At 67.6% G+C, this 12,732-nt stretch carries 13 protein-coding genes; 8 read left to right on the plus strand and 5 right to left on the minus strand.

The annotated features are described in order from the left end of the window. Positions 1-17: 17 nt before the first annotated feature. Positions 18-929 (plus strand): alpha/beta hydrolase, encoded by a 912-nt coding sequence (locus tag AC1DDO_RS02515; RefSeq protein ID WP_476971358.1) that lies wholly within the window; start codon positions 18-20, stop codon positions 927-929. Between the two features lie 24 nt (positions 930-953). Next, entirely contained in the window at positions 954-1,718 is a 765-nt protein-coding gene (locus tag AC1DDO_RS02520) for a YaaA family protein (RefSeq protein WP_476971359.1), read from the plus strand. A gap of 60 nt (positions 1,719-1,778) precedes the next feature. On the opposite strand, the gene AC1DDO_RS02525 is transcribed toward AC1DDO_RS02520, so the two are convergent. Both AC1DDO_RS02525 and AC1DDO_RS02530 read right to left on the minus strand, forming a co-directional pair. Then, positions 1,779-2,516, minus strand: coding sequence for a zinc ribbon domain-containing protein (locus AC1DDO_RS02525; RefSeq protein ID WP_441408713.1), 738 nt, complete (start codon positions 2,514-2,516; stop codon positions 1,779-1,781). Positions 2,517-2,578: 62 nt separating this feature from the next. Beyond that, a complete protein-coding gene (locus AC1DDO_RS02530; RefSeq protein ID WP_476971360.1) occupies positions 2,579-3,508 on the minus strand; it encodes a Nif3-like dinuclear metal center hexameric protein in 930 nt (309 codons plus the stop codon). 99 nt (positions 3,509-3,607) lie between these two features. On the opposite strand from AC1DDO_RS02530, the gene msrA reads away from it, so the two are divergent. The 5 genes from msrA (at position 3,608) to AC1DDO_RS02555 (ending at position 8,387) form a co-directional block, all read left to right on the plus strand. Beyond that, the gene (msrA, locus tag AC1DDO_RS02535; protein WP_441408711.1) at positions 3,608-4,132 is read left to right on the plus strand and encodes a peptide-methionine (S)-S-oxide reductase MsrA; all 525 of its coding nucleotides are present in this window, start codon (positions 3,608-3,610) and stop codon (positions 4,130-4,132) included. Between the two features lie 65 nt (positions 4,133-4,197). Beyond that, positions 4,198-5,133: a cysteine synthase A gene (gene cysK, locus AC1DDO_RS02540; RefSeq protein WP_441408710.1), complete on the plus strand. Its 936-nt coding sequence runs from the start codon at positions 4,198-4,200 to the stop codon at positions 5,131-5,133. A gap of 40 nt (positions 5,134-5,173) precedes the next feature. Then, the gene (gene epsC, locus AC1DDO_RS02545; RefSeq protein ID WP_018773413.1) at positions 5,174-5,758 is read left to right on the plus strand and encodes a serine O-acetyltransferase EpsC; all 585 of its coding nucleotides are present in this window, start codon (positions 5,174-5,176) and stop codon (positions 5,756-5,758) included. Between the two features lie 155 nt (positions 5,759-5,913). Continuing rightward, positions 5,914-7,455 carry an arylsulfatase gene (locus tag AC1DDO_RS02550; RefSeq protein ID WP_476971361.1) on the plus strand — a complete coding sequence of 514 codons (1,542 nt, stop codon included), beginning with the start codon at positions 5,914-5,916 and terminating at the stop codon, positions 7,453-7,455. Beyond that, entirely contained in the window at positions 7,452-8,387 is a 936-nt protein-coding gene (locus AC1DDO_RS02555; RefSeq protein ID WP_476971362.1) for a formylglycine-generating enzyme family protein, read from the plus strand. Before AC1DDO_RS02550 ends, AC1DDO_RS02555 begins: the two co-directional genes overlap by 4 nt. Here the strand turns inward: AC1DDO_RS02555 and AC1DDO_RS02560 are convergent. Together AC1DDO_RS02560 and gndA are read right to left on the minus strand one after the other, a co-directional pair. Further along, positions 8,384-9,217 (minus strand): oxidoreductase, encoded by an 834-nt coding sequence (locus tag AC1DDO_RS02560; protein WP_476971363.1) that lies wholly within the window; start codon positions 9,215-9,217, stop codon positions 8,384-8,386. The genes AC1DDO_RS02555 and AC1DDO_RS02560 overlap by 4 nt on opposite strands. Before the next feature lie 119 nt (positions 9,218-9,336). Then, complete coding sequence (gene gndA / locus AC1DDO_RS02565; protein ID WP_441408706.1) at positions 9,337-10,773, minus strand: NADP-dependent phosphogluconate dehydrogenase; 1,437 nt, start codon at positions 10,771-10,773, stop codon at positions 9,337-9,339. Between the two features lie 262 nt (positions 10,774-11,035). On the opposite strand from gndA, the gene AC1DDO_RS02570 reads away from it, so the two are divergent. Next, positions 11,036-11,764, plus strand: coding sequence for a FadR/GntR family transcriptional regulator (locus tag AC1DDO_RS02570; protein WP_476868309.1), 729 nt, complete (start codon positions 11,036-11,038; stop codon positions 11,762-11,764). 20 nt (positions 11,765-11,784) lie between these two features. Here the strand turns inward: AC1DDO_RS02570 and AC1DDO_RS02575 are convergent. Further along, a partial coding sequence (locus AC1DDO_RS02575; RefSeq protein ID WP_476971364.1) for an L-idonate 5-dehydrogenase occupies positions 11,785-12,732 on the minus strand: 948 nt, incomplete at its 5' end.

Genomic DNA, 12,732 nt, shown 5'->3' on the forward strand with positions numbered 1-12,732 from the left:
GGGCCTATTATCGGAAGATGGACGAGTCTGCCCTGACCCGGCGACGCCTGCTGGAGCTGGCCGGAATCGGCCTGGGCGCGGCCGCGTTCACGGGCTGCACTGCCCGCATCGCGCCCGCCGAAATGACTCCGCCAGCACCAGCCGCTCCGGCCGTACCAGCAGGCCCGACGGCGACAGCGCCCCCGGCGCCCGCCGCCCCGTTGACAGTCCGGACCAGCTCAGGCTCATTCGTCTCGGCTTACCGCCCCGGGATCGCCAGCCACTGGTCCCTGGCCGCCCCCGAATTGCCGCCCGGCGGCACACAGCCGGAATTGCCCCTGGCTGTCTTTCTTCACGGACTCAACGGCAGCCACACCGTCCTGCTCGAGGACCTGGCCGCCCAGGAGGCCCTCCAACGGCACCTCGACGCCGGCGGCACGCCCTTCGCGATCGCTGCTGTGGACGGCGGAAACACCTGGTGGCACCCGCGCGCCGACGGCAGCGACACCCAGTCGATGCTGGTGAAGGAATTTGTACCGTTCCTGGGCAGCCAGGGCTGCGACCTGGGCAGGATCGGCCTCTTTGGCCTCTCCATGGGAGGCTTCGGTTCCCTGCTGCTCGCCTCGCAGGGCCGGCTGCCCGGAGTCCGCGCCGTCGCGGCCATGAGCCCAGCGGTCTGGGACCACTACGACCCTCGCCAGGAATCGGCCTTCGACGGCCCGGCCGACTTCGCAGCCCATGACGTGTTCGCGCTCCGACCCCGACTCGCGGCGCTGCCCAAGCGGATCGACTGCGGCACCGGCGACGAGCTTGCCGCCTCGGTTCGTGCCTACCGTTCAGGACTCCCGGGCGAGGTCGAGGGTGGTTTCCGGCCCGGCGGCCACGACTACAGCTACTGGCGGTCCGTCCTGCCCGATGTGTTGTCCTTCTTGGGCTACAACCTCGCCTGAACCCGGCGCCGGTAGGATCGTACGGTGCTAATTCTGTTGCCGCCCTCCGAGGGCAAGACTCCCGCAACGCGCGGGAACGCCGCCGACTGGACCGCCTTAAGCTTTCCCGCCCTCAACAGCTCCCGGGCCAGGGTTCTGGACGCGCTGGGCACAGTCAGCGCCCATGAGGACGCCTTGGCGCTGCTGGGCGTCGGCGCCTCGCTGAGTGCCGACGTCGAACGCAACACCCGCCTGCACGCGGAACCTGCTGCGCCGGCCCACCAGGTCTATTCCGGCGTGCTCTTCGATGCCCTGGGCTATGACTCCCTGACCCCGGCGCAGCGGAAGAAGGCCGACGCGTCGGTGCTGGTGGTCTCCGCCCTGTGGGGCGCCATCCGCTTCGCCGACCGTGTGCCGGCCTACCGGCTGTCGATGGGGATCTCACTGCCCGACGTCGGGCGGCTCGCCTCGTTCTGGAAGCCGCAACTGGGCGAGGCCCTGGCGGTGGCCGCCGCGGGCGAGCTCCTGGTGGACTGCCGGTCCAGCACCTACGCCGCGGCCTGGACTCCCCCGCCGGAACAGACGGTGGCCGTGAACGTCTTCACCGAGACAGGCGGCGTGCGCAAGGTGGTCAGTCATTTTGCCAAGCACACCCGGGGCGAGCTGGCACGCCATTTGCTCACCCGCCGGGGAAAGGCGCCGACCACCCCGGCGCAGCTGCAGAAGGCGGCGGCCGAGAAGTGGGTTGCCGAACTGGTCGAGGGCACGGCCCGGAAGCCGCACACCCTGAACATCATCCTGCCCAACTAGCTCGCAGCAGGGGCCGTTCTGAACACTCAGAACGGCCCCTGCTGTTAGTCAGTTGGGTGGTTAGGCCCACTCGGCGGAGCGGACCAGGATGCAGCCGGAATCCGGGCAAAAGACGATGTCGTCCTCGGCGGCGGCCTTGATCTCCGCGAGGTCGCCCGGGCTCAGGTGCATGCCCGAGCCTTCCGAGGTGCCGTGGAAGAGCCGGGCAGCGCCGACGCCGCGCTTAGCCAGCGTCTTCTCGTAGATGGCCAGCATGCCGGCGTCGAGGGCAGCGGCGAACTCGGCCCGCTGCCCGCGCACCACGGTGGCCTCGGCTGCGATCTCGGCCAGCTGTTCGTCCAGCTCGGCGCGGATGGAGCCGAAGGAGCCCTGGATGTCGTCCACGATCTGCTGCTGGGCCACTTGGCGGGCACGGAGCGAGTCGAGCCGTTCGAGGACTTCGAGCTCAACGTCCTCGAGGTCCGAGCGGCGCTTGTTCAGGGAAACAAGGTCCCGCTGCAAGGCAACGAGGTCCTTGGACAGGCCCGTTCCGCTGTTGAGCCTCGCCTCGTCGCGTTCGATCCGGGAGGCAACCTGCTCGACGTCGGCCTCTGAGCGCTTGAGCTCGAGCTCGGCGTCGTGGACGGCCACCTTCGCTGCGCCCAGTTCACCGTTGGCCACACTGAGTGCAGCTTCAAGATCGGTGATCCGGGAGTCACTTTCAAGGCTTCGCCGGCGGTTGGACAAGGACTTGAGCTTGGCATCGAGTCCCTGCAATTCGAGCAACTTCAACTGTTCCGCCGGTGCTGCCTTGGCCACTATTTACCTCCGCTAAATCCAATCCGGCCGAAGCCGGGCACCGTATCGGCGCTCCCTAGACTCTAGTCCCCGGCCGGAGTCAGAATGAAGTCCCACGGATCACTGTTGGTGGTGCTGACCCGGATCTCGACGTCGTGGCCCTGGTCGCTGAGCACGTTGCCCAGCGCTTCGGCGGCGGCGGGCAGCCACAGCCACTCGCTGGCGAAGTGGGACACATCGATCAGGTAGGGCCGGTCGTTGACCGCCGCCTCCCGGGCTTCCGATGCCGGGTGGTGCCGCAGGTCAGCCGTCACGTAGACGTCCGCGTTGCTGGCCCGCACCTCCCCGAAGAGGGAATCGCCGGCGCCGCCGCAGACAGCAACCCGCCGGATCAGACCGTCCCGGTCCCCGGAGACCCGGACGCCGCCTGCCACCGAGGGCAGGATGCCGAACACCCGGGCAGCGAAATCACCCAGCGTCAGGACCTCCTCGAGGTCCCCGACCCGGCCGATGCCTTCTTCGGGGAGCCCGTTCGCGGCGGGGGTCAGGGGGGCGACATTCAGCAGGCCCAGGGCATCGGCCAGGACATCGGAGACTCCCCCGACGGCGGAGTCCCCGTTGGTGTGCACGGTCATCAGCGCGGTCCCGGACTCGATGAGGCGGTGCACAGCCTTGCCCTTGGCCGTATTCGCGGCGACCGACGTCACGCCCCTGAGCAGGAGCGGATGGTGCGTGATGAGCAGTTCGGCGCCGAATTCAATGGCTTCCTCGATCACGTCCGTGGTCGGATCGACGGCGAACATGACCCTGTGCACCTCGGCGTTCGGATGGCCCGCCACGAGGCCCACCTCATCCCAGTCCTCGGCCAAGGATTCGGGCCAGAGCTCCTCCACCGCCAGCTGGATCATGCCCAGCGTCGCGGCGCCGGGGGCCTCGCCGTGGCCGGTAGCGCCGTCGTCGGCGGCAGCAGTGCCGTCGGACTCCGCTGAAACATCGGTGTTCACAGGTTCCATACCCCCATTTTTACCCTATCCGCGGGCGCCCCTGACACTCGTAAGGGTCTCGTAAGGTGGGCGGGGAATCATCTGGACCGTCGAACCATTGAAGAGGTCATGAGAACTTTTGTCCTCGGCGGAGGCTGCTTTTGGTGCCTCGACGCCGTCTACCAGAAAACCAAGGGTGTCAGTTCGGTCGTCTCGGGCTACACCGGAGGCCATGACCGCGACCCCGACTATTATTCTGTGTGCTCCGGGACCACCGGCCACGCCGAGGTGGTGGCTGTGACGTTCGACGAGGACGTCATCCCCGCCGAAGTCATCCTGGACATGTTCTTCGTCCTCCACGACCCCACCACCCTGAACCGGCAGGGCTACGACGTCGGGACGCAGTACCGTTCCTCCATGTTCTACGAAACCACCGAGGAAAAAATCCTGTTCGAGGAGGCGATCGAGCGGAACCAGGCCCTGTGGCGGCATCCGATCGTGACCGAGGTCAGCCGGCTGCCGCAGTTCCATGTGGCGGAGCAAATTCACCAGGACTACTTCGCCAAGTACCCCGAGCAGGGTTACTGCCAGGTCATCATCAACCCGAAGCTGGCCAAGGCGAGGAAATATTACTCTGCGTGGCTTAATGCTTAGCTAGGGCCTGTACGCGCTCGTTAGGCTGACCTCAGTCAACCCTCTTCAAAGACAGGCATACATACATGGCACCGATCTATGACGATGTAACCCAGCTGGTCGGCGGAACTCCGCTGGTCCGGCTGAACCGGCTGACCGAAGGCCTTGACGCCACAGTGGCCGTCAAGCTGGAGTTCTACAACCCGGCCAACAGCGTCAAGGACCGGATCGGCGTCGCCATCATTGACGCTGCCGAGAAGGCCGGTGCCCTCAAGCCCGGCGGCACCATCGTCGAAGGCACCTCCGGCAACACCGGAATCGCCCTGGCCATGGTGGGCGCGGCCCGCGGCTACAAGGTCATCCTGACCATGCCGGAAACCATGTCCACCGAGCGCCGAGTCATGCTGCGCGCCTACGGCGCCGAAATCGTCCTGACCCCCGGTTCCGAGGGCATGCGCGGAGCCGTGGAGAAGGCCCAGGAGATCGTGGCCAACACGGAGAACTCCATCTGGGCCCAGCAGTTCGCCAACGAGGCCAACCCGGAGATCCACCGCCGCACCACGGCCGAGGAAGTCTGGGCCGACACCGACGGCAAGGTGGATATCTTCGTCGCCGGCGTCGGCACCGGCGGCACCGTCACCGGCGTCGGGCAGGTCCTGAAGGAACGCAAGCCGGGCGTCCAGATCGTCGCCGTGGAGCCGAAGGACTCCCCCATCCTCAATGGCGGCGCCCCGGGCCCGCACAAGATCCAGGGCCTCGGAGCGAACTTCGTCCCCGAAATCCTGGACACCAACGTCTACGACGAGGTCATCGACGCCACCCTGGAAGACTCCGTCCGGGTCGCCCGCGATCTCGGCATCAAGGAAGGCATCCTGGGCGGCATCTCCTCCGGCGCGATCGTCTGGGCGGCCCTGGAGCTCGCCAAACGCCCCGAGAACGCCGGTAAACTCATTGTTGCTGTGGTTTGCGACTTTGGTGAGCGCTACATCTCCACCGTGCTGTACGACGACATCCGCGGCTAAAGTCACTGCCGCCGTCCCACGATTCCCCAGAAAGGTCTTTGTGAGCTTCTTCGCAAGACTGAAGGAAGACCTCGACGCCGCCCGGTCCCACGACCCGGCGGCTCGAGGTTCTTTTGAGAACTTCTTCGCCTACTCCGGCCTGCACGCCATCTGGTTCCACCGTCTGACGCACCGGCTGTGGCAAAACCCGGCCCTGCGGTTCCCGGCCCGGCTCATCTCCCAGCTCGCCCGGTTCCTCACCGGGATCGAGATCCACCCCGGCGCGACCATTGGCCGGCGCTTCTTCATCGACCACGGCATGGGCGTGGTCATCGGTGAGACCGCCGAGATCGGCGAGGACGTCATGATCTACCACGGGGTGACCCTCGGTGGCCGCTCGCTGGCCAAGATCAAACGTCACCCCACCATCGAAGACCGCGTGGTGATCGGCGCCGGAGCCAAGATCCTGGGCCCCATTACGATCGGACGGGACAGCGCCGTCGGGGCCAACGCCGTCGTGGTCAAGGATGCCCCGGCCGAATCAATCGTCACCGGCGTGCCTGCGACCTGGCGGCACCGCGACGCGCAGCGCGAGACCAAACCCGCCGTCGACCCAGCCGAATACCTGATCGAATACCGGATCTAGGGCCGCTTCGGGGCGACGGAAGTCTTTTCACCTGCTCCCCGTATCACTAGGATGTCGAGCACAGCGGCGCGTCCGTCCGTGCAGTGTCCTAGTGTGCAGTGTCCCTTAGGAATGTCCTTGAATTGGCGCCGTCCGAGCCTGCGAGGAGACGCGCCATGCCCAACGGTAAGCCGAACATCCTGGTCATCTGGGGTGATGACATTGGCATCACCAACCTGAGCTGCTACAGCGACGGGCTAATGGGGTACCGCACACCCAACATTGACCGCCTTGCCGAGGAAGGCATGCGGTTCACGGACTCCTACGGCGAACAAAGCTGCACCGCAGGGCGTGCCTCGTTCATCACCGGGCAGAGCGTGTTCCGTACCGGGCTCAGCAAGGTCGGCATGCCGGGCGCGGACCTCGGCCTGCGCGCCGAGGACCCCACCATCGCCGAGGTCCTCAAACCGCACGGCTACGTGACCGGACAGTTCGGCAAGAACCATCTGGGCGACAAGAACGAATTCCTGCCGACCGCCCACGGCTTCGACGAGTTTTACGGCAACCTGTACCACCTCAACGCCGAGGAGGAGCCGGAATCGCCCAACTGGCCCAGTGTCCAGGACTTCCCCGGTTTCAACGACCGGGCACGGCCGCGCGGGGTCATCCGCTCCTGGGCCACCGAGGACGAGGACGACACAGTGGACGGGCGGTTCGGCCCGCGCGGCAGACAGCGCATCGAGGACACCGGCCCGCTCACCAAAAAGCGCATGGAGACGATCGACGAGGAGTTCGGCGCCGCGGCGAAGGACTTCATCGGGCGCGCGCATGGCGCCGGCAACCCGTTCTTCGTGTGGATGAACACCACGCACATGCACTTCCGCACGCACCCGAAGCCCGAGAGCATCGGCCAGGCCGGCCGCTGGCAGTCTGAATACCACGACACCATGATCGACCACGACAAACTCGTCGGCGGGCTCCTGGACCACCTCGACGAACTGGGCATCGCCGAGGATACGATCGTGATCTACTCCACCGATAACGGCCCGCACATGAACACCTGGCCCGACGGCGGAATGACCCCGTTCCGCAGCGAGAAGAACACCAACTGGGAGGGCGCGTTCCGCGTCCCCGAGATCATACGGTGGCCGGGCCACATCCCGGCGGGGGTCGTGTCTAACGAGATCATCCAGCACCATGACTGGCTGCCGACGTTCCTCGCCGCCGCCGGCGACACGACCACGGTCGAAGAACTCAAGCAGGGCAAGTCGATCGGCGACCGCACCTACAAAGTCCACATCGACGGCTACGACCTCCTCCCATACCTCACGGGCGAAGTCACCGTGAGCCCCCGGAAGGGACTCGTGTACTTCTCCGACGACGGCGACGTGCTCGCCTTGAGGTACGACAACTGGAAGGTCGTGTTCATGGAGCAGCGTGTGCAGGGCACGCTCCAGGTGTGGTTCGAACCCTTCGTGCAGTTGCGGATCCCGAAACTGTTCAACTTGCGCACCGACCCCTTCGAACGGGCGGACGTCACCTCGAACACGTACTTCGACTGGCTCTTCGAGAACGACTACCTCATCTTCGCCGCCCAGGCACTCATGGCAGAGTTCCTCGCCACGTTCGAGGAGTTCCCGCCACGCCAGCGTGCAGCGACCTTCAGCATCGACCAGGCCGTGGAGAAGCTGCAGGCGTTCCTGGCCGGTGGCGATTGATTCCCCACCCCGCCACGCCGCCCGTCGCTCCCCAGGGGTTCGTGCGCATCGACGCCGGAGAGTTCGCTATGGGCTCGGATGAGCACTACCAGGAGGAGGCCCCGGCGCACCGGGTGCGGGTCGGCGGGTTCTGGATCAGCCCGGCAACGGTGACCAACCGCGAGTTCGCGAGCTTCGTGCGGGCGACCGGGTACCGCACGGTCGCGGAGCGGCCGCTGGACCCGGAGATGTTTCCGGGCGCGCCGGCCGAGAACCTCGTCCCGGGGTCGATGGTCTTCACGGGAACACCGGGCCCCGTCGACCTGCGGCACCTCAGCCAGTGGTGGGCGTGGACGCCGGGCGCGAACTGGAGACGGCCATTCGGGCCCGGCACCACCATCGCCGACCGCGCGGACCATCCGGTGGTGCATGTCGCCTACGAGGACGCCGAAGCCTACGCCGAGTGGGCCGGATGCCGTCTGCCAACCGAGGCGGAATGGGAATACGCCGCCCGGGGCGGCCTCGATGGTGCGCGGTTCACGTGGGGCGAGGACCCGGAGGACGCGCACACGCCGCGAGCGAACTACTGGCACGGCGACTTCCCCTGGAGGGCACGCCGCGGCTACGGCTCGACCACGCCCGTGGGTTCCTTCCCGCCGAACGGGTACGGGCTCTATGACATGGCCGGCAACGTGTGGGAGTGGACCAGTGACTGGTACCAGCAGCACGACGCCGGCCCCGGATGCTGTGCCCCGCGCAATCCCCGGGGCGGAGAGCGCGACTCCAGCATCGACCCGCGTCAGGCTCCGGTTCCGCGCAAGGTCATCAAGGGAGGTTCATTCCTCTGCGCCGACAACTATTGCCGGCGGTACCGGCCCGCCGCGCGGCGGCCGCAGATGATCGACACCGGGATGAGCCACGTCGGGTTCCGCTGCGCCGCATCGAAACTTTAGCCGGGGAACCGCTTGTAGATGTTCCACAGGACGGCGTCGAACGCCCGGTCCGGCAGCAGGTGGCGCAGCAGCAGGATCCCCCGGGCGCTGGCTCCCACCGGGTACCGTGTCTTGGGCCGCCGCGCTGTGGCCGCGTGCAGGATGGCCTCGGCCGCGAGTTCCGGCCGCGCCGACGTCGCGGCGTTGTCCGTGGTGGCCAGAGCGGCCGCGACCACCTTGGCCTGGCCGGCGTAGGGGCCGCTCCCGGAGCCGGCCAGCAGCCCCTGCGCCGCAATGGTGCCCCACTCCGACTGCGTCCCGGCAGGCTCAATGATGGCCACGTCGATGCCGTGCGGCTTGAGTTCGAGCCGCAGCGAATCGCTCAGGCCCTCCACGGCAAACTTCGTCGCGTGGTACCAAGCGCCCAGCGGCTCGTACATCTTGCCGCCGATCGATGAGATGTTGATGATCCGGCCCGCCCGCGCGGCCCGCATTGCGGGGATCACGAGCTGGGTCATGCGGGCGAGGCCGAAGACGTTGACGTCGAACTGCCGCCGCCCCTCGGCGAGCTCCACTTCCTCGAGCGAGCCGTACGTCCCGTAGCCGGCGTTGTTGACCAGGACGTCGATCCGGCCGTGCGCGGCCAGCACCTCCCCGACGGCGGTGCACATGGACTCCTCATCCGTCACGTCCAGGGACACCACGTTGACGCCGGAGGCCTTCAGCGGCTCCATTTTCTCCACCCGGCGGGCACCGGCGTAGACGGTGAAGCCGGCCGCGGCCAGCTTCCTCGCGGTTTCGAAGCCGATCCCGGTGGACGCACCGGTGACAAACGCTACGGGCTGGGGCATGGGCAGAACTCCTTGGGCGCTGAACTCGGTGCTGAACGTCTGGGGCGGGTGCGGTGCGGAAACACGAACGGCCGGAGCCTCCCACAGTATCGGGAAGCGCCGGCCGTTCGCGGTGCGGACTAGTGCGTGTCCACTGCCTCGATCTCGGACTTGTCCTCGCCCCAGAGGGTGTGGAAGGTGCCCTCGGCGTCGACCCGGCCGTAGGTGTGCGCACCGAAGAGGTCGCGCTGGCCCTGAATCACGGCGGCCGGCAGGCGCTTGCGGCGCAGGCCGTCGTAGTAGGCCAGCGAGGAGGAGAAGACCGGTACGGGGATGCCGAGCTGCACCGCGGTAGCCACCACGCGGCGCCAGGCCGGGAGGACGTCGGCGATCGCCTTGGTGAACGCCGGTGCGAAGAGCAGGTTGGCCGGCTTTTCCGCCGCGGCGTAGGCCTTGGTGATCTCCTTGAGCAGTTCGGCGCGGATGATGCAGCCGCCGCGCCACAGCGAGGCGATCTCATCCAGCTTCAGGTCCCAGCCGTATTCCTTGGCCGCGGAAGTGAGCATGTCCAGACCCTGGGCGTAGGAAACCAGCTTGGAGGCGTACAAAGCCTGGCGGACGTCTTCGACGAAGCTCTCGGGGACCTCGACGGCGGCCTCGCCGCCGGCCAGCAGTTCCTGGGCCAGGACTCGCTGCTCGGCCTGCGAGGACAGGGCACGGGCGAAGACGGACTCGGCGATGCCCGACGTCGGGGAGCCGAGCTCGAGCGCGGAGATGACCGTCCAGCGGCCGGTGCCCTTCTGGCCGGCGGCATCCACCACGACGTCGACGAACGGCTTGCCGGTCTTGGCATCGACGTGGCCGAGGACCTCTGCGGAGATTTCGATCAGGAAGGAGGCGAGGTCGCCCTTGTTCCACTCTTCGAAGATCTTGGCCTGCTCGGCCGGTTCGATCCCGGCGCCGGAGCGCAGGAGGTCGAAGGCCTCGCCGATGACCTGCATGTCGGCGTATTCGATGCCGTTGTGGACCATCTTGACGAAGTGGCCGGCGCCGTCGGTGCCGATCCAGGCGCAGCAGGGCTGGCCGTCGACGTGGGCGGCGATCTTTTCCAGCAGCGGGCCGAGGGCGTCGTAGGACTCCTTGGAGCCGCCGGGCATGATCGAGGGGCCGTTGAGGGCGCCTTCTTCACCGCCGGAGACGCCGATGCCGACGAAGTGCAGGTCCTTCTTGGCGAGGGCGGCCTCGCGGCGGCGGGTGTCCTCGTAGTGCGAGTTGCCGGCGTCGATGATGATGTCGCCCGCTTCCAGGAGCGGCTCGAGCTGCTCGATCACGGAATCGACCGGCTTGCCGGCCTTGACCATGATCAGCACGCGGCGCGGCTTCTCCAGCGAATCAACGAGTTCCTGGAGGGTTTCCGTGCGGACGAAGTCGCCCTCGTCGCCGTGCTTTGCGAGCAGGGCGTCTGTCTTCTCCACGGACCGGTTGTGCAGGGCAACGGTGAAGCCATTCCGGGCCAGGTTGCGTGCGAGGTTGGCCCCCATCACCGCGAGGCCGGTGACACCGATGTGTGCTGACATCAAAACTCCAATTCATTTCTGTACGCCATCTATGTACGGCGATTCATGTGCGACGTTCAACTAGGACTCGGGAAGGTGCACCGCAGAGGGCGGACCCGCCCTTGGGATTTTTGTGGCTGTACATAAACCATATGTATTTCCGCGGGCTGCGGGAAAGCAGCGCCCACGTAGCGGAATACTGCGCGTCACAAACAGTCTATGATCACCTGCGCCCGGGCCGCCGATCGGCCCGGGAGAGGCTTGCAGCATTATGCTTACGACTATGTCAACGAGCCTCCACCATCGTGCCATTGAGCACCTCGGGACCCGGATCGTGGCCGGCGAGCTTCCGGCCGGGCACGTCATGCTTGCCGAGCATCTTGAGGACGAACTCAAGGTCTCCCGCTCGGTGGTCAGGGAGGCGGTCCGCGTCCTGCAGTCCCTGGGCCTGGTTGAGACCATCAAGCGCGTCGGAATCCGGGTACTGCCCTCCAACCGGTGGAATCCCTTCGATCCGCTCGTGATCCGCTGGCGCCTGGCCGGCGAGGGCCGTGGGGCCCAGCTGCGCTCCCTGGCCGAGCTCCGCACCGCCGTCGAGCCCGTGGCCGCCGAGCTGGCAGCTGCCAACGCCCCCGAGGAGCTCCGCAGGGAACTTGTGGAGGTCTCGCACGCCATGCGGGACGCCGGGCAGGCCGGAGATGTGCCCCGGTTCCTGGAGCTGGACATCCTGTTCCATTCCCTGCTGCTGACCGGCTCCGGCAACGAGATGTTCGCCAACATGGTGGGGCAGGTCACCGAGACCCTGACCGGGCGCACCATCCACGGCCTCATGCCGGACCACCCGCGCGAGACGGCGCTGCAGTGGCACGTGGAGGTCGCCGAAGCCATCGCCGCCGGCGAGGCCGCCGCCGCCCGCGAGGCCTCGAACCGGATCATGCGCGACACCATTTCCGAGATGGAGCCGAGCTGGAAGAACCAGCCGCGGGTGTTCGTTCCGCTCGAGCGCCGGTAGCGCACCGCCGGCGGACCGCCTCACTCCGGGGCCGGCCTGAAGTCGAGCAGGACCTTCCCGGACACCGCCGCATTCCCGGCAGTCTCGAACGCTTCCAGTCCCCGGTCCAGCGAAAAAGTGTGCGTGATGACGGGATCGATCTGCAGGGATCCGTCGGCGAGGGCGGCGATGACGTCATCGATTTCGTCGTTAAAGCGGAAGGAGCCCCTGAGTTCGAGTTCCCGGGTGATGGCCAGGGAGATCAGGACCGGCTGCGGGCCGGTGGGCAGCAGGCCCACCATCACCACGGTGCCGCCGCGGGTCGCACCCCGGATGGCCGAGGCCAGGCCGTGGTGGTTGCCGGAGGATTCGATCACGACGTCGGCCTCGACGGCGGCGATCGCCTCCGCTTCGTCCGCCTTGAGGACGGCGTCCGCTCCCACGGCACGGGCGATGTCCAGCGGCTTGGCATGCATGTCGACGGCCACGATCCGGGCGGCGCCGGCCCGCTTGAGCACGGCAACGGCCAGGGCCCCGATGGGGCCGCTGCCGATCACCAGGGCGGTCTTGCCGGCCACGTCCCCGGCGCGGGCAACGGCGTGCCATGCGACGGCCGCCGGCTCGATCAGCGCCGCGGTGCGCAGGTCAAGGCCCGCGGGCAGCGCCCGGAGCATCCGCGCCGGCAGGTTCACGTACCGGCTGAACGCGCCGTCGGTGTGCGGGAACCGGGCCGCGCTGCCCAGGTAGGTGCAGCCCGGGGAGAGGTTGGGCCGGTCCGCCGGATACCGGGCGGCGCCCGGGCCGGGCGTGGCCGGATGGACCGCCACGGCCGTGCCCGGACCGGGCCCGGTGCCGTCCGCCGCGGCCCGGACCACCGTGCCGGAGACCTCGTGCCCGAGCACCAGGGGCGCCCTCAGGATGGACTCCCCCGCCGCGCCGTGCAGCCAGTAATGCAGGTCCGAACCGCAGATCCCGCCGTAGCGGACTTC

It is taken from the genome of Arthrobacter sp. 10N43, assembly GCF_056394525.1.